Annotated in this window: 17 protein-coding genes; 4 read left to right on the forward strand and 13 right to left on the reverse strand. The window is 43.6% G+C overall.

All coding sequences use genetic code 11. The features are described from left to right. Positions 1-248: 248 nt before the first annotated feature. Positions 249-674 (reverse strand): TraR/DksA C4-type zinc finger protein, encoded by a 426-nt coding sequence (locus tag R8O70_RS24000; protein ID WP_064354628.1) that lies wholly within the window; start codon positions 672-674, stop codon positions 249-251. Between the two features lie 190 nt (positions 675-864). Between R8O70_RS24000 and zigA the strand changes: the two genes are divergently transcribed. Continuing rightward, positions 865-2,064, forward strand: coding sequence for a zinc metallochaperone GTPase ZigA (gene zigA / locus R8O70_RS24005; RefSeq protein WP_206952804.1), 1,200 nt, complete (start codon positions 865-867; stop codon positions 2,062-2,064). Between the two features lie 145 nt (positions 2,065-2,209). Here the strand turns inward: zigA and R8O70_RS24010 are convergent, their stop codons facing one another. Together R8O70_RS24010 and R8O70_RS24020 are read right to left on the reverse strand one after the other, a co-directional pair. Further along, positions 2,210-3,424 (reverse strand): CobW family GTP-binding protein, encoded by a 1,215-nt coding sequence (locus R8O70_RS24010; protein ID WP_270054845.1) that lies wholly within the window; start codon positions 3,422-3,424, stop codon positions 2,210-2,212. A 523-nt stretch (positions 3,425-3,947) separates the two neighbouring features. Next, the gene (locus R8O70_RS24020) at positions 3,948-5,213 is read right to left on the reverse strand and encodes a peptidoglycan DD-metalloendopeptidase family protein (protein WP_258623960.1); all 1,266 of its coding nucleotides are present in this window, start codon (positions 5,211-5,213) and stop codon (positions 3,948-3,950) included. A 147-nt stretch (positions 5,214-5,360) separates the two neighbouring features. On the opposite strand from R8O70_RS24020, the gene R8O70_RS24025 reads away from it, so the two are divergent. Continuing rightward, positions 5,361-6,233 carry an aspartoacylase gene (locus R8O70_RS24025; RefSeq protein ID WP_258623958.1) on the forward strand — a complete coding sequence of 291 codons (873 nt, stop codon included), beginning with the start codon at positions 5,361-5,363 and terminating at the stop codon, positions 6,231-6,233. A 207-nt stretch (positions 6,234-6,440) separates the two neighbouring features. Here R8O70_RS24025 and R8O70_RS24030 read toward each other — a convergent pair whose 3' ends face one another. The 6 genes from R8O70_RS24030 to R8O70_RS24055 form a co-directional block, all read right to left on the reverse strand. After that, the gene (locus tag R8O70_RS24030; protein WP_021707804.1) at positions 6,441-7,454 is read right to left on the reverse strand and encodes a CobW family GTP-binding protein; all 1,014 of its coding nucleotides are present in this window, start codon (positions 7,452-7,454) and stop codon (positions 6,441-6,443) included. Then, positions 7,444-8,004, reverse strand: a complete 561-nt coding sequence (locus tag R8O70_RS24035; RefSeq protein WP_017821071.1) for a carbonate dehydratase — start codon at positions 8,002-8,004, stop codon at positions 7,444-7,446. The genes R8O70_RS24030 and R8O70_RS24035 overlap by 11 nt, the downstream gene beginning before the upstream one ends. A 44-nt stretch (positions 8,005-8,048) precedes the next feature. Then, positions 8,049-9,383, reverse strand: coding sequence for a dihydroorotase (locus R8O70_RS24040; protein ID WP_258623956.1), 1,335 nt, complete (start codon positions 9,381-9,383; stop codon positions 8,049-8,051). 82 nt (positions 9,384-9,465) lie between these two features. Then, positions 9,466-9,936, reverse strand: a complete 471-nt coding sequence (locus R8O70_RS24045; RefSeq protein WP_017821073.1) for a Fur family transcriptional regulator — start codon at positions 9,934-9,936, stop codon at positions 9,466-9,468. A 4-nt stretch (positions 9,937-9,940) separates the two neighbouring features. Further along, positions 9,941-10,609, reverse strand: coding sequence for a DUF1826 domain-containing protein (locus R8O70_RS24050; protein ID WP_054576794.1), 669 nt, complete (start codon positions 10,607-10,609; stop codon positions 9,941-9,943). Positions 10,610-10,948: 339 nt separating this feature from the next. Continuing rightward, positions 10,949-11,743, reverse strand: coding sequence for an AraC family transcriptional regulator (locus R8O70_RS24055; protein ID WP_005375710.1), 795 nt, complete (start codon positions 11,741-11,743; stop codon positions 10,949-10,951). Positions 11,744-11,865: 122 nt separating this feature from the next. Here R8O70_RS24055 and R8O70_RS24060 point away from each other — a divergent pair, with 122 nt between their 5' ends. Continuing rightward, positions 11,866-12,672: a sulfite exporter TauE/SafE family protein gene (locus tag R8O70_RS24060; RefSeq protein WP_054576795.1), complete on the forward strand. Its 807-nt coding sequence runs from the start codon at positions 11,866-11,868 to the stop codon at positions 12,670-12,672. Positions 12,673-12,791: 119 nt separating this feature from the next. Here R8O70_RS24060 and R8O70_RS24065 read toward each other — a convergent pair whose 3' ends face one another. From R8O70_RS24065 to R8O70_RS24080, 4 genes are all read right to left on the reverse strand, one after another. Then, positions 12,792-13,799 carry a hypothetical protein gene (locus R8O70_RS24065; protein ID WP_318184395.1) on the reverse strand — a complete coding sequence of 336 codons (1,008 nt, stop codon included), beginning with the start codon at positions 13,797-13,799 and terminating at the stop codon, positions 12,792-12,794. A gap of 424 nt (positions 13,800-14,223) precedes the next feature. Continuing rightward, positions 14,224-14,526 carry a hypothetical protein gene (locus R8O70_RS24070; RefSeq protein ID WP_005375707.1) on the reverse strand — a complete coding sequence of 101 codons (303 nt, stop codon included), beginning with the start codon at positions 14,524-14,526 and terminating at the stop codon, positions 14,224-14,226. 205 nt (positions 14,527-14,731) lie between these two features. Next, positions 14,732-15,670, reverse strand: coding sequence for an alpha/beta hydrolase (locus tag R8O70_RS24075; RefSeq protein WP_258623952.1), 939 nt, complete (start codon positions 15,668-15,670; stop codon positions 14,732-14,734). A 72-nt stretch (positions 15,671-15,742) separates the two neighbouring features. Beyond that, complete coding sequence (locus R8O70_RS24080) at positions 15,743-16,657, reverse strand: alpha/beta hydrolase (RefSeq protein WP_017821078.1); 915 nt, start codon at positions 16,655-16,657, stop codon at positions 15,743-15,745. Between the two features lie 128 nt (positions 16,658-16,785). Between R8O70_RS24080 and R8O70_RS24085 the strand changes: the two genes are divergently transcribed. Continuing rightward, positions 16,786-17,715: a LysR family transcriptional regulator gene (locus tag R8O70_RS24085; RefSeq protein WP_054574369.1), complete on the forward strand. Its 930-nt coding sequence runs from the start codon at positions 16,786-16,788 to the stop codon at positions 17,713-17,715. Positions 17,716-17,816 lie beyond the last annotated feature (101 nt).

Genomic DNA, 17,816 nt, shown 5'->3' on the forward strand with positions numbered 1-17,816 from the left:
TGAGTAGTTTTACAGGCAAAGCCGAAACGGATGATAACCACCTACTGAAGTAGGTGGTTTAGGGCTGAAAACAAAAATGGTGCGTTATTTACAATACAGAACTTACTTCTATCCTATCGATAACTATTAATATCTCAAAGGTAATGACTACCATACCTAACGGTAGTCGCCATCGCTTTAGACTTCTCAGAGAACATCAAAAAAACAAGTGAACGAGAAGAATATCGACGTCATAAGATAGTGAGGCTTTAGTGTTTATACCAGTGCTCTTTTGACTCCATTTGAGCTTTTACTTCTGCACTATATTCAGCAGTAGGTCGTGCCAATAACCTTGGAATGCCGATAGGTTCTCCGGACTCTAAACAATAGCCATACTCCCCTGCGCGCAAGCGAGCCAACGATCGTTGAATCTTAGGTAACAGCTTTTGCTCTCTATCTATGATTCTTAATGCGATTGCAGATTGCTCCTCACTGGACGCCCTATCGCTTTCGTCACTGAATTCCATTGGCGCAATCATCTCTTCTTTCGCGCGTTCAATATGCGCTAACGTCAATTCATAAAGCTCAAATAATCGGTTTTCAAAAAACGCTAGCTGAGCTTCATTCATATAATCCGCCTCGGGCGCTGCAAGAATTTCTTCTTCTGTCATGACATGCTTTTTCTCTTCGTTCATAGAACCTCCACACCGAGATAAGAGTTCGATCTCTAAATTCCGGACATCTGAACCTGTGCAACTAAACGACAAATAAAGCCGCCAATAAGGTGCAGTGCTCGACACACTCACAAACTGCTTGATGCCAGAGTTAAGATCACCGACTATATTAATTGTTATATTATAACATTACACTATAAAGAGCATGAGCATGAACACCCAGAAACTCCCTGTTACGGTTTTGTCCGGCTTTCTAGGCGCAGGAAAAACAACCGTTTTAAGTCATATTCTTAACAATAGACAAGGCAGAAAAGTCGCGGTCATCGTCAACGACATGAGCGAAGTCAACATCGATGCAGCGACCGTTCAGAATGAAGTTTCTCTCAACCACAGTGAAGAAAAGTTGGTTGAAATGAGTAACGGTTGCATCTGTTGTACCCTGCGTGAAGATCTGCTTGAAGAAGTCACTAAACTCGCGCAAGAAGGCAGATTCGATTACTTAGTTATCGAGTCCACTGGCATCGCCGAGCCACTCCCCGTTGCAGAGACTTTTACGTTTGCCGATGAAAACGGGCTTTCACTTTCAGACCTTGCACGTTTAGACACCATGGTTACGGTGGTTGATGCGATTAACTTTCTGCGTGATTACGATGAAGCTAAGTTCTTAACAGAGACCGCCGAATCCCTAGGTGAAGACGATGAACGCAGCGTTGCTGACTTACTCGTTGATCAAGTAGAGTTCGCTGACGTTATCTTGATAAGTAAAACCGACCTTGCTGAGAAATCAGAAATCGAAAGGCTTCTTGCGATTCTAAAAACCCTAAACACATCGGCCACTATTCTTCCTATCTCGAATGGTGAAGTAGAACTTGATGCAGTACTCGACACACAAAGCTTCAGTTTTGAAAAGGCACAACAAGCCCCGGGTTGGTTGAAGGAAATGCGAGGCGAACACATACCTGAAACCGAAGAATACGGCATTTCCAGCTTTGCCTATCATGCGAGACGTCCTTTCCATCCAGAGAAGTTTTACGACTTCCTCCACAATGCGAAAGATTACGGCAAACTAATTCGTTCCAAGGGTTATTTTTGGCTAGCAACCAGACCAGAGTTTGTCGGTCAATGGAGCCAAGCGGGAGGTATCGCACGTTATGGTGTTGCGGGTATGTTTTGGAAAGCGATTCCGAAAGAGGAATGGCCGACGGATCAAGATTACCTCGATGCTATAAACGACATTTGGCAAGAACCATACGGCGATATGCGACAAGAATTGGTGTTTATTGGTCAGGGATTAGAGCAAGAGAAATTGATTGCTCGTCTCAACGAATGCTTGTTAACAGAAGATGAGATGGAGCAAGGACTCGACTATTGGTTATCTCTGGAAGACCCTTTCCCTGAATGGGAACAGTAAACGACTGAGATACAAAAAAGCCTCTCACCATTCGGGAGGCTTTCTCGTTACACAGAGCCAATTTTGGTATACCGAGCCAATTCAGTAAGTCCGTTCTCGAAACAACCCGAGCAAACATGCAGCGAGGGAATCCTCACCATCGCATTCAAACCGTCTTCTTCTGGCTCAACTTAGCTATTTTCTTTGGCCAAGGATCTTCAAATGTTGCCCCTTGTTGCCATTGCTCCAATTCCACATCCGTTAAAAAGCAGTTTTCCAGCGCATCAATAAACACATCGACTTCGTTTTCTTGACCAATCACCGTTAAGCGACAACGACGATCACCAAAGCGGCTTTCAACGCTGTCTATTTTATCTTGCAGGATTTGGCGATGTTCAGCGGTGAAGTTTTGCGATTCGTCATTGATTACCGAAGCGCGCCAAAAGCCTGTGATTTCAAGCCCCACATTTCCGTTCGCTTGGCTCCAAAGTAATGAGACATCGTCTCGAGTTGGGAACCAAAAGAACCCTTTACTGCGGAACACGCCTTTAGTTAAATACTGGTGGCAGGTATTCCACAAACGCGCAGGATGAAAAGGTCGATCATCTTTGATCACTTTGGCGATAAGGCTTTGTTCGTCTTTATCAGAGAGATTCAACGGCTCATTCACCGTCTCACGAAGTTCTGCGATCAACTGCTCAACAAGGAAGAAATTGTAGTCTTGCTCACCTTTCAACATGCGGATATCCAAGTTTCCCCATGACGTTTTGATTATCTCGGTGTAAACATTAAGCGGATGAATCGCCTGCGCGATGTTACGAACGGTATTGTCATCCACTTTGTCCGTCTTGGTGAGCATGACACGGTTTGAGAACATGATTTGCTCTACCAACAAGTTTTCAACGCCGCGAACACCCTGCTGTACGTTCTTTTGCCACTTCGGAATTAAGGCAGAGCCTTGTCGATAGTCATCTCGCAACCAAGTCGCATCCACCAACGTAATCACGTCTTTGAGAGCGAATTGTGCGTTATTTTTGAAATACTCAACCAAAGGCAAAGGATGACTACTGCCCGATGTTTCAATCACAATCCATTCTGGCGATTTTTCTGCGCAGAGCTTTTTAAGGGCTTTATCGAGCTGCTTTACACCACTCGGGCTGCTGATGCTGTCTCCACTGATCGTGACAAAGTTGCCCTGCTCTTCACTCACCGCATCGGTATTTAAGATAAGCACGCCATCAACGTCTAACTCACTCATGTCATTCACAATAACGGAAAGATCAATACCAGAAGAATCGGCTTGTTGAAGAATGTTGCGTAAAAAAGTGGTTTTCCCTGACCCGAGAAACCCATGCAAAATAGTGACTGGAATTGATGGCATACCTTTGACCTACAAACTCTGAACAAACACATGTTATAACATAACAATTTAGTGAGTTATAGAAGGAATCCAATTGCTGTCTTAGACGCAAAACTTAAGAATCGGTAAAGATCACAGGGGCTGATTTCTCAGAACTCTCCTTCGTTTCTCAGCACGTTTCATCACCAGCAAAGGTCTGACTATTGATAAAAATAATAAGTGGTTACAAAACGACAATTGCTTTGTTTATAAAATTGGAGAAAGATGACAATACAGCGATTTATAGGAGGTGGTGTTATGACTTTAGTTCTTACCGTTCTTATTTTCCTAAGTTGTATTGCGATGCTCGCAATTGGTGTGATGTTTTCACGTAGGCCGATCAAAGGCGGAGGTTGTTGCAAAGCGTCCGATGTTGCGGATGTGGACGCACGTAAAAGAAAAAATCGCAGTCATTATTCTTCTAGGAACACATATTGAGACTCACCTATTGCTCCAACCTCACAACACAAAATAGCATAACTGAGCCCTAACAAATTGTCGGGACTCAGTTTTTCGTTTCTACTAGATAATCAAACTCTGATACTCGCGCCAAAAATGAAGGTTTCTGGATGTTAGGAAGCGACTTCGCGATAGGTAAGTCGGCTTTCATTGCATCAACCGGACGATTACGAACTAAAACTTCAAAATGTAAATGTGGTCCGGTTGAACGACCAGTATTCCCAGAGAGGGCTATTTTTTGCCCACGCTTTATAACTTGACCTTTTTTAACCAAGATTTTATTCAAGTGTAGGTAACGAGTTTTGTACACACTGTTATGTTCAATCACTAAATAATTACCGGCATAAGGGTGCTTGCGGACCGCAATTACTTTTCCATCCCCAGTAGAATAAACTGGCGCACCGATTGGTGTCGCGAAATCCGTTCCGTTATGCGGGGTGACTCTTCCCGTCACTGGGTGTTTACGCTTAGGGTTAAACCCAGAGGTGATTCGGCGGTATGCCCTATCGACAGGATAACGGTTAAACGCTCGCTCCAAACTGTTACCAGCTCTATCATAGAACCGTCCATCCTCGGCTAGAAATGCAGCGACTTCGCCCTTCGCTAAGTTAAAAGAAATAGCCTTAATCTCACTATTGCCAGTTTTGTGTTCACCTAAATATTGCTGTTTCACTAATATATCGAAACGGTCACCGGCTCTAAGAGATCGCGCAAAATCAATCTTATCTTTCATCACCTGCGTAATATTTGCGACGTGGCCTGATGCCAATCCTACTCGATGTGCCGAGACTGAAAAACTCCCTTTGATTTCTCCCGAAAATAAGGTTTCACGCCATTCCCCTGAAATTTCCTGAAATTCGTAAGAGAAGGAGCCATCGTTTTCTCTAGTGTAGATAGCCTTCTCTACAAGGCTCATATGATAAATTAGTCGACTCAATTGCCCCATGTCATCCATCACTAATTCAAGCTCTTCTCCGGGCTTAATCATATCTAGCTGGAGGTGATCAAGATCAACTGAGAGAATTTGCTGCAAAATACCGTAAGGGAGACCCAATTGAGCGAAGATACCACTGAGCGTATCTCCCACTTCAACTATGTAGTGTATTTGTTTAGGTTTAGGTTTAGGTAACGGAGTCAAACTGCTATCTGAGGGAACCACTATCTTTGATGATGGAGGTGGTGACGAATCACTGCTTTGATTCAGTTGAGTGCTGTGACTATCTTGATTTGGCTCATCCTCTGTAGGTAGAAGCAAAGCGACCGAAAAACAAAACACAGCAACGATTAAAGCAATAAATTTAAACTGACTCATGAGAAACTAAGTATCAATAACAACAATTGTTATGTTATAACATATCTAGGATTATTTTTACTCAGTTTAGTAAACGTTTATTCAGTTCACTGGATTGGCTAAGAGAAGACCAGTCATTCAACCCATTCTCTTTGAGAAGGCTCAATAATGAACACATTCAATTCAGCACTTATCGTTGCAGGAACACACGGAAACGAACTTTCTGGTATTTATTTACATAAACTAATCAAAGAAAAACGTTACTCTGTCAATAGATCAACCTTTTCAGCCTGCTCGATCATCGCAAACTCCGAAGCAGTAAAACACAACGTCCGATACATCGATACAGACTTAAATCGCGAGTTCTCAGCAATGAATAGCAATCATTGTCCTGATTTGCATGAAAGCAAGATTGCACATCAATTTATCGAGAAATATGCAAACCAAGAAAAACTGTTGATTGTTGACCTGCACAATACAACAAGCAATATGGGAGCGACGTTGATTTTGCTTTCTAACGATGTGTTTTATCGGAAACTGGGCGCGTACGTCAAACAACGAATGCCATCAGCACATGTCCTTTTCGAAGAGCGAAAAGAATGGCAAGAGCAACCTTACCTTTGTACTGCTGGGCAATATGGAATAATGATTGAGGTCGGGGCGCAAGCACATGGTGCGCTAGAGTACAGTACGTTGGAGTTGATGAAACAGACGCTTACCGCAGTATTGGACTATGTTGAAAAGCACAACCTCAACCAAATAGGCTTACTGAGCGATTATGAGGCGTTTTTTTACACCGAAGAAATCAGGGTTCCACTTGATCAAGAGGGTATGCGGCAAGCACTAGTACACCCTACTATTTGTGGCAGAGATTTTGAGGCGGTCAAACCAGGAGCACCTTTATTAGCGACTTTCGCTGGTTATGATATCCATTGGAATGGCAAAGGGGAAATTTACCCGCACTTTATCAATGAGAGCGCCTACAGTACCGCAAATATAGCAATGGCCCTCGCTAAAAAAAGACGTGTTTCTTCCGTGTAACTTAAAGCAAGTAATTAGGCCACGTGTAACGTGGATACCTCACCCCATGAATAAAACTGTGCCTGAACCGCATAGGCAGAAAATACGGGTACTAACCCCACCCTAATACGGCAGCATAAGTGCCCTAAGCGCAGCTTTAAAAGAAACCCCACTAGAATTTTAAGGAGGTAAGACATTATGGTTAAAAGGAGAGTTTTCTCTTTTCTATCATGATGCCTTCTCCAAACATCGAAATAATCTATCTTCAAATTGGTCATCTAGACCGGAAGAGATCAGTTCTAGGCGGCTTTCTGAACACTCGTCTAGTTCAAACTCTGTGAGTCCATCTGATGTTAGATTGTAACCAAAAATACCGCTTCCCGTGATAAAAACCGCTTTCATTCGTTCGACCTTGAGGTCGAGCAGCAATAATCTCAGCTTTTGATGATCGAACACGTTTTCAGCGGATATACGCCAACCGATACTGTAGAAACCTTCCCCCTGATTGGTTGCTTTTAGAATGCCGCTCTCAGGCATAGGCAACTCAGGAACAAGTGACTTTTTCTCTCTTTCACGATAAAGAACAGAGGGCGTTTTTTGCACGTCAATACGAGTCGCTCCCTCACATTCATGAAAAGGGATAGCGCCATGTTCAGCGAAAATCACTTTTGTTTCCCGCAGACCGAGCTTTGCTATATAAGCCGTCAGCTTTTGCTCATCTTCATCTTGATAGAGATCGCGCTTATTACCTACCACTGTATCTGCGATAGTGATTTGCTGGTTAAACGTTTCATGCTCAGTGTACTTAGGATCCGATAGTTTACGTGCATCGACTAAAGTAATGTTTTTTTGCAAAGCGAGAATTTGACGATAATACTCGGTCGATAGCACTTGCAGTACTTCTTTAGGATGACCAAGGCCTGTAGGTTCAATCAACAATCGATCTGGCCTTGCTTCAGACAATAATTGATTTAAGGCGATTTGCATCGGAAGACCTGCTGCACAGCACATACATCCCCCGGGGACCTCTCGAATAAACACTTGGTCTTGTTGTTTTTTTTGGCCTTGTAACAAGCTGCCATCAATACCAACTTCGCCAAATTCATTGACCAATACAGCCCAACGTTCATGACTCGGTTTATGGGTCAATAAGTGCATTATTGCCGATGTTTTCCCCACCCCGAGAAAGCCAGTGATGATGTTAGTCGGCACTCGCGAAATCAGTGGCTTATTAAAGTTCATTGGCAATTCTCCGGTAGCCTTGGACTAGTTCATGGTTGGCAGAAACGACGGATTCGGAAAAAGCTGAATATTCTGGCGGCACTTTAGAGATACTCTCTAAATCAAAACCGACACCAATATTGGTCATCGGTGGTACATGGAAATAAGCGGGTAAATCGAGGCCATCGACGACACAGTTATGACGAATAACACACCTCTCACCGATGACGCTATTGAACACGACGGAGTTGAAGCCAATGAAAACATCATCACAAACCTGGCAAGGACCATGAATAATCGAACGATGAGCAATGGATGAGCGCTCACCAATGGTCACCGCAGCCCCTGCCTTAGAGTGAATTACGACACCATCTTGGATATTGGTGTCACGTTTGATGACGATAGCTTCCATGTCTCCATGGTTATTAACTTCGTCAGCTCGAATAACAGCATAGGGTCCAATAAAAACGTTATCCTCAATAATGACTTTGCCACAGATAATAGCGGTTGGATCGATAAAGGCTGTTGAGGACACCTGTGGCATATGGCCCGTTGGGTTTCTTCTTAACATAATGCTTCCAGTTTGTTTATGGCTCTTTTTTTACGGTCAGCGACTTAACGATTGAAGGATAAACGCATCGCTCCAGCTGGTTTATCGATGACTTTGTTATTGTCATAAACTAGCGCGCCATTGACCCAAGTCTTTTGAATTTGAGCTGAAAATTCATGTCCAGCAAAAGGCGACCAACCACAATGATATAAACTGTTTTCGTTGCTAACTCGTGTTGGGGTATGAGCATCAACCAACACCAAATCGGCGTAGTAACCTTCACGGATAAAACCTCGGCCTTGAATGCCATAGCGAATGGCCGGGTTGTGCGCAGTTTTTTCGACTACTTGAGTCAAACTCATATGACCTAAACGGACATGCTCGAAGAGAGTAAGTAACGCATGCTGAACTAACGGCAGTCCGGCTGGAGCCTGCTCGTAAGGCACTTGTTTTTCTTGCCAAGTGTGAGGAGCGTGGTCTGTTGCAATGATATCTATTTGCCCCGTATTTAACGCTTTTAACAACGCATCGCGGTCACTAGGAAACTTGATTGAAGGATTACATTTGATCAAGTTACCAAGAGCGCCATAATCTTTGTTGCTGAACCAAAGATGGTGAACACAAGCCTCCGCGGTGATTGATTTGTCTCGAATGTCTCCCTCGTCAAAAAGTGTTAGCTCCTTCGCCGTTGTGATGTGCAGCACATGCAGTTGGCTGTGATACTTTTTGGCAAGTTCTACCGCATAAGAAGATGAAGCGTAACAGGCCTCTTCGTCACGCAAAATGGGATGGTCTTCGATAGTGAAACCTGGCTTCTTAAGCCTTTGCTTTTGCTGGTTTTGTTTAATAACAGTCCCACTTTCACAATGAGTAACAATGAGTACTGGAGAGTCACGAAAAATTGACTCTAACGCTTGCGGATCTTCGACTAACAAATTTCCTGTTGATGCCCCCATAAATACTTTCACACCACAATGTTGTTTGGGGTTAAGTTGTTTAATCTGTTCAAGATTGTCTTCGGTTGCACCGAGGTAGAAAGAATAATTCGCAAACGAGCTTTCTTTAGCGAGAGCGAACTTGCGCTCTAACGAGTCAATAGTCGTTGTAGCCGGACTAACATTGGGCATTTCCATGTAGCTTGTAATACCGCCGGCTACCGCTGCCCGCGACTCGCTTGCAATTGTGCCTTTATGTGTCAGCCCAGGTTCTCGGAAATGCACTTGATCGTCAATCATGCCTGGCAGTAAATAAGCCCCTTTAGCATCAATTACAATATCTCCGTGTTGTACGGATATATTAGTAGCAATCTTGTCAATTCTTTGATCAACAATACGTAAATCTGTTTCGGTAATGGCTCCTTCGTTGACCACCCGAGCGTTTTTAATCAATGTTGCTGACATAATTCATTCTTTTAGATAATTTATAAATGTGGCCAATACTCGGTCACCTTGTGAAGCTATAAGGGGAGATCGTGTGTCTGCCTCATAGGGGGCGGTTTGCGCATTCATCGCAAACACAGGAAATCTCAAATTGTGGGCTAAGAACGGTGAAGCCTTCTTGTATGGCTTTCGCACATACGCTAGAAATAACATTGGCTTCAACCGCTATTTCACTAACCTTTCCACACTGAGAGCAAATCAAAAACTGTGGAACGCCATGCTCCTGATCGCACGCGATTTGAGAACAAACGACGTATTTACTAGATGTATTGAGCTTATGGACAAAGTGCTCTGCTTCAAGGAAATCGAGTATTCGATAAACCGACATCGCTTGAATGTTTTGAGAAAAGTTGTGATTGCAGTAGTCAACTAGTTCGTAGGCAGAAAGCGGCTTCTCCGCATATAGCAGTGAAGTCAGTATCAATTTCCGTTTAGTAGTGAGTTGTTTACCTCGCAGCAGGCAGATTTTCTCTACCTGCTTCATGACGTCATCTACCGTTTTGAGCTTTCTCATATCTCTAGATGAAATCCAATGTGAGTAGTAAGCGACGTTCATTGTCTGCAACATGTGGAGAGCGATGTATAAGTCCAGTGGCTTCATTGCCTTCCCAACCACTTCCTTTGAGCAGGGCAACATCGCCAGGCTGCATTCGTCGTATGGCACTTTCAGAGTCGTATAAGCCCGATAGGTGATCAGGTTGACCAAGACTACCGGCACCGAGTTTAGTGCGATCAATGGTATCGTTGGTTAACCATTCGGTCGCTCGGCCGGTATAAGTTATGACAAGTCTGCAAGGCACACGATCAAAGTGAAATTTCGGGCACATCGGGCTGTCTAGGCGAGTTAGTCTCAAACCTGCTTCTTTAACCTCAAACAAACAGCAGAACATATCGACGATTAAAGCAACATCTTCACTCAGCGCATCAGCACACGCATAGCCCTCTAACTTGCTTCGTACCCATTGTGCAGCATCATCTGGCGTGACACTTTGTACCAGTGCCAATCTAGGCTCCAGAGCCAGCATCAGATTAATGTCCTTCGTCAACTCTTTCGAGAGCGTTCGCTGCCATATGGCAATATTGTGCTCTGGTTTGTAGATGTCGCTAAGTATGTTCGCTGATGTCGATATCGCCAACGATGATGTTGTTTGGACACGAAGCGGGTTCTCAACTACATCAATGCTCATATATCTTCCTCCCAAGCGTTAAAAAGGTCAGGTAAAGGTTTTAATAACGTTGATTTTCTAGGGCTATGAGACCTAGTAATCGTTACGATTTCGCTCTAGTTCACGGACATATTGACACAGTCCCACCCCATGTAGAGTCAAGTCAGACAGCGCTTGTGAAGAAATCAACGTTTACTCTCTCTTAATAGGAGACTACTGGTTGTGAGATCAATTCTTTAAACAACAAATTGTAGAGCCCCAAACAAGGAAATGTTATAACATAACAGTTAATCTTTTCAATATTTACCTTTTTTGATTAAAGATAATTAGGGGAACATCATGAGCATGCGAGCACGGAAATTATATTCCGCGATTAGAAAAGTAACGCGTAGGTGAATCGCCATAGACCCGACGAAACATCGCGATAAAGTTGCTGGGCGTCGAATAACCCAAAGCATGTGCAACCGCTCCTACAGATTCCCCTCGAGCTATCATTTCTAATGAATGTATTAGCAGTACTTGTTGCCGCCATTCATTAAAACTCATGTTTAACTCACTTCGAATCAATCGTCTTAACGTCCGAGATGAGACTGCCCCAATATTGGCCCAATGCTCCACAGAATGTTTGCTGTTTGGGTCTATTAAAATTGCTTGAGTAACTTTTTGCAGTCTCGGATCTCTGGGCAGCGGGATGTGGAGTGACTCATGAGGGCTATTGACGATTTCATCGGATATTACGGCGAGAATACGTAAAGACTGTATGGATAGATCGTCTGTTTTGCTCCATATCGATGCTCTAACCGATAGGGCTTTCAACACATCGCTCATTTGGATAACACAAGGTCTCATTGGAAACCGCTCACAACTCTCTGGAGTAAACAGTAATGAACGACCTTTCAGAGAACCACAAAAATAAACACTGTGCATCGCACCCGGGGGGATCCAACCAGCTCGGTGAGGTGGTAGTATCCACGTTCCTTCATCGGTTTTGACCTGAATTAGCCCTTCATCTATACACAGTAACTGGCCTCGATGATGACTGTGCCAATTATGTGGCCGTTGATCCAAATGGTTGAAGTCGCTCCTTTCATGCTGCCACTCCTTAACGATCAGTGCGGCGCCATTTTTCCATTCGCTGTAATCAGAGTTTGTCACTTTATTTACTCAATTCCATTTTGGCCATTATTCATTATTTTCTGTCCTCTTAACGTTACCATAGCAAGTTAGCGTTCGAGTAACATTTTAGCAACGACCATTTTATCGAAGGCAGAACCATCATGAACGAACCTATCTTTATTATCTATTACATTACGGCAGGCTTGGGCATTGGCTTTCTCGCAGGACTCGTTGGTGTGGGTGGTGGTGGAATGGCCGTCCCTATTTTTGCGTTTCTATTTTCACTACAGGGAATAGCTGATACGGAAGTAGTGCATCTTGCGTTGGGGACATCAATGGCTTCGATGATTGTTACAACATTGGGCAGCATGCGCGCTCACTACAAAAAAGAGAATGTAGACTCGACAATGGTAGTAAAAATGTTGAGCGGAGTTCTAGTCGGAACATTTTGCGCCACATTCGTAGCATCGTATCTACGAGGCGTCTATCTGGCAGGCTTTTTCAGCGTATTCATGTTGTATGTTGCTTATAAGATGTTCCTCAACACTGAAAATGAGTACAACCCTAACCCACATGGGGCTATCGGTAATATCACTGTAGGCTCGGTGATTGGCTCTGTATCAGCACTTGTCTCTATAAGCGGTGCGGGGTTGATCATCCCCTATCTTGTCCAGCAAAATTTTGAGGTAAAACGTGCTATTGGTACCTCTGCTGCGATAGGTTTCCCTATCGCGCTGTCAGGAAGCCTCGGTTACATGTTAAACGGATGGGAAAATACAGATTGGAACAACTTAGTCTTAGGATACATATACCTTCCTGCAATGATCAGCTTCTCCATTAGTAGCTACTTAACTACTAGCCTCGGCGTGCGTTGTGCAGCGTATTTCCCAAATAAAGTTCTTAAGAAAATCGTTGGTATTTTGTGTGTTCTTCTAAGCTTTAAAATGCTGGGACAAGTACTTAATTAAGGCAAATAATACGGTCACTAGTACGTCTTGCACTATGGTGGAGGGATAAGCCTGCACAAAACTTACTCCTCGCTTTGCTTACTCGAACAGACAATGTGTAAGAAAGTGTCACATTGTTGCTATTCTTGTGGCTTTGTTAGGCTAGTCAGAATTACATCCAAAATTTTCTGGTGATTGTCCTTTCTAGAAACCTCATCACGCTCCTGGCAAAGTGCTTCCTCCCCTTCTGATGCAAGAATTTTAATACCACGCTCAGTACATTCTGCGAACGCACTAAACTGACTCGCACTGGGGATCTCTTGAAATGTCACATTGGGAAGAGCAACAAATGATTCAGCTGGTGTCAGTGCGGGATGTAGCCGATCAGAGAGCGCCACCACGGTGATAGCATTGTTCATCAAGGCCAGAGTTTCAGGGACAAAGGTTTTCGTTAGCTCAGGGTTGATAACGACGACCGATTTCAGTTTGTTTTCAGACTGAAATCGGGGGATTTTTTTATCCGGGATGCTGGTAATATCAACGTTATTTTCACGTAACCAATGACAGTCTACATTGGTGGCGTTGTGACACGATGTTCGATATTTCTCCGGGCTTATTTGCGCTCCGGAGAGCATCAGCATAGATGTGCCGCCCAGAAAAAAGCCGACCCCCTGCACTGCATCAGTATCTACGCCTCCGGACAGTATCCCGACCGAACTTAATTCGTTCAGCCCAAGCACCAAATCACTGGTTCTGAATGTGATTTCATCAACAGCCATTTCTGCATTGATTTCGTTCGGTGCAGGAGGCTTTGGTACCACAACGACATAACCTTGTTGCGCCAGGCTCGAGGCTATCCAACCACTGTGGGAAAACGCTGACCGTGTTCCGCCCTGCGACAAAAGCACAACGGGAAATTTTCCACTTGCTAAAGGGGCATCTAACTGCGTTTCGACTGATTTAAAAATGTTCCCCCTACCAAACGTGAAATTGTTTTTTTCGTTCGTTGTGGGATACCAATAATAGACTTCTACTGGCTTATCTCTGTCTTCACTGAATCCCGTTTTGATTGTTAGCGCAGAATGGTATTTCGGCTCAATCGTACTGGCGCTGGCACTGACACACAATGTAGCGAGTAGAAAAGACATTATTATTTTGGTTTTCATTTTTCCCTCAGCCGGTCAACACATTATTCTGCACGGAATCTGAAGATAACGAGCAGAAGAATATCCATATATTTTGCGAAACATAGCAATTAAGCTATTCATAGTCGAGGTAACCCAAAGAAAATGATAGACCGCTCCAGCTAGAGCCTTTCTTTTCAATAATTTTCTGCGGATATCCACCATGCAGAAGTTTGTACTTTACTCATTGTAAACGACTAATCATTGCCTCTTAAGGCAACATTAGAAAACCAACCGTATTCACAATCCATAACTCCATAACTCCATAACTCGTAGTTACACCGATGTATATCTAAGTGAGCCGAAGCTTCATTGCCCATCCAGTGCCCTTTGCATTTTTATAGCAAGGTAGCCAAGCACCATTTTATTACGGACCATTGCTGCGCGGCTAATGCTTTTGTTTTGTATCGTAACTGATTTGCTTACTGACGTTCTTTAGTTGCACTCCTACCTTATTAAAGGCCTTTTGAATAGTTGTGGAAACATGCTGGCGGCCCTCTCCTTCAAAAAAGTTAGCTCGATCTTGCTTCGTTTCGAAGACGCAGACTATTTCTAAGCTTTGTGGAAAAGAAGAGAATTTGACGGTATGAGTCACCCAAAGAAAGCCATCGTAGCCTTTTAGCGTATCTTCACAAACTTCGGTCAACACTTCTCTAATTAGATTCTCGACCTTCTTATCTGATTTGCGCATAAATTAAACTTCATTCCTATCTAACGCCTTTAATTAGGTTTCAGTGTACATTGTCTTAAACAGTATTTGGCAGTGGTATTTAGTCAATAGCCTGTAGATGAGGTTATTCGCACGAAGATTTACCGACCTACTCGCTTCGAACTATATCTTACGCTGTTAAAAATAAGCGCTTTGCAACTCTACAAAACGCTTCTAACTTATTAGATTATTTTAAGTGTGTTCCAAGGAATGCAGAAACCTTGTCCATTGCAATGCCGACTGCTTCTGGATGGTCATACAGTTCATAGTGAGACCAATTTTCCAAATTAACCAGCTGTCGGTCTTTTGATTGAACAGAGCGGCCATAAATTTCCTGCCCATCACGATAAGCACCAAACGCCCCGACTTTTTGCCCTACCACGGCCATAACAGGCTGAGTCAATAACGTTTCGGCAAATGCAAAGGCATCCCAGCTCAGTGTTTTCTGTGCATGTGAAAACAGCATACGAGTTGCACCACCTTCGGTTTGTCCACGTGATGTTTTGTAGTATTCAGTAGCTTCGAACACGTCTCGTTCTGTTAATCCATTTTCTTTTGCAAATTCAATATTTGGAGGAAGAAGTTCATCGATTTTCAGCTCTGAGCCGCGAGCTTCGGCTGTTCTCTGTGCAGCCATAGCTTCAAGATTGGCGATAGGGTCGTACATACTAAAGCCTTCACGGAACAAGCGACCTAAGTTAACAGGCGTAATACCTACGACAGCTTTCAAGCGCTTTTCGGTTAGGGCTGAATTGATCATGTAACCACCACCGCCGCAGATACCGAGTCCACCAATTCTATTCTCATCGACATAAGGTAAAGTCACTGCATAGTCGATAACGCGACTGATATCTTCAACACGTTGACTTGGATCTTCTACGTAGCGAGGCAATCCCCCCGATTCTCCTTGGAAGCTCGCGTCAAATGCGATCACGACGTAACCTAACTCAGCAAGGGCTTTACCATAGACAGCGCTGGATGTTTGTTCTTTACAACTACCAAAAGGATGAACACTTATCATTGTTGGGTAGCGTTTCGATTCATTGAAGCCTTCTGGAAATAAAATTAATGCAGACATATCCCAAGCCATATCAGCATTTCTAAAAGTGATTTTTTGCATATTCATAATCAATACCTTAAGAGTAAAAAGCCTTGAGAGCAGAAAGGCTCGAAGCAATTGAGCCTTTCATCGGGAATATTAAAGAGTGCGTTGGAAGAAAGATGCGAGTTGGGATACTGCGTCATCGACGTATTCGGCAACATCATAAAGCGACATATGGTTTGCACCATCAATGGCATACAAGGTTTTATCTGAACTCGCTGCACGTTCTATCAGGTCATCACTCATCCATTTGCTGCCTGCGTCACTACCAACGACAGCAAGAATTGGCTGAGTTAGGAATGCTTCCGCTTTGTGGTACGCATCGTAAGTAATGATCTGGTTTAAGTTACGAGTTAGAGCAAAACCCGGCGCATTTGGATGTTCACAACGTGGTGTGTGGTAATACTCCCAAGCTTCGCGTAGCTCTGCATTTGAGGCATCTTCTTCACGCATCGGAGCTAGAGGAATAGTCGCGAATTCTGTACCATTCGTGTCGGTTGTGCGAGCATTCGAACCAAATTCTAAGTAACCAACAGCGTCAGCATCGTTAACCGAATTATCCCAACCATTACGGAACATTTGGCCAATGTTTACGGCACTAACCATACCCAGTGCTTTGATTCGACGATCATTGATCGCTGCATTTGCACTATAGCCCGCACCAGCACAAATCCCCATTGCGCCAATTTTATCGTTATCGACGTACTCTAACGTTGTCAGATAGTCGACGACTGCGCTCACATCTTCAGTACTCGTGTAAGGGTTTTCCATTTGGCGAGGCTCACCTGTACTTTCACCTTGATACGAACGGTCAAACGCAATGGCAATTATGCCGCTTTTTGCAAGTTTACTCGCATATAGGCCTGCGGTTTGCTCTTTTACGCCACCACCTGGGTGTGAAACAACAACCGCCGCATATTGTTTACTTGCATCAAAATCTGTAGGGAAGTTGATAACCGCTGAAATCTCAATACCTTGACCATTGAGATTTTTGAAAGTGACTTTAGACATAGCGACATTCTCCATTAGAGGTTAACTGTTCATCTCAGGCTGACCTAAGCTTCGATGTAATATTAGTCAACACACTGTTTCGGATAAATATCGTTTTATCTACATGACTGTTTAGTTATACTTAACAAATGAGAATAGAACCTTCTTTAATTTCATCACTGACGTGGTTTGCACATATTGCTCGCCATCGCAGTTTCACTAAAGCAGCCTTAGAAATGGGGGTAACCCGTGCTGCCTTATCACAACACCTAAAAGCGTTAGAACAACAGCTACAAGTTCGGTTAATTAATCGAACCACCAGAAGTATGTCGCTGACGGAAGAAGGCCAACGTCTGCTTGATATTTTGCAACCTTCATTGGTGAACATTGAGCAGGTCGTTAACGAATTGAACGACTCTCATCTTGAGCCTTCGGGATTAATCCGTATCAGTGTATCAAGAACCGCTGCTCGGCTGCTTATTGAGCCCTATCTAGGTGAGTTCCTCTCTCGTTATCCTAAAATACGCCTAGAGCTAATCATGGATGATGGGTTTTCTAACATCGTCGCAGAAGGCGTTGACGCAGGCATTCGCTTAGGATTAAGCTTAGATGAACATATGGTTGCGATCCCTATTACTCCGCCGTTAACAACGGCAATAGTGAGCTCTCCTGAATACTTTAGGCAAAATGGACTACCTCAAACTCCTGAGGATTTAGAAGGTCACAATTGCCTTGCTTATCGTTTTACCTCTAGCGGAACAATTGATCATTGGTCGCTAACCTCTCCAGATGTTGCAAAGCGCACCCTCGTTTTCGAGCCTAAAGGCAATGCTATTTTTAATGATGACTGTAGTATGTTACAAGCTGCAATACAGGGTGTGGGTTTAGTAAAGCATATTGATTTATGGGTGGAAAAGCACATAGATGAGGGAAGATTGACCCGAGTTCTGACACCTTGGTGCAAAGAGTTTCCAGGGTTTTATTTATATATACCTTCACGAGAGCATATGCCGAAAAAAATCCGCGTCTTGATGGATTTTTTAATCGAAAAGCGCGAAGCTCTGAAACCCAAAGAGTAATTGCCAAATTGCTTTAAGTAAATGACCACCTTCTAAAGAAGGTGGCTTTGTGTGAGCCCCCCTAAAAGGGGGCCTTTGTTTAGTCCAGCGCCAATTGCTGC

Source organism: Vibrio sp. 779(2023) (assembly GCF_033344285.1).
Taxonomy (GTDB): domain Bacteria; phylum Pseudomonadota; class Gammaproteobacteria; order Enterobacterales; family Vibrionaceae; genus Vibrio; species Vibrio alginolyticus.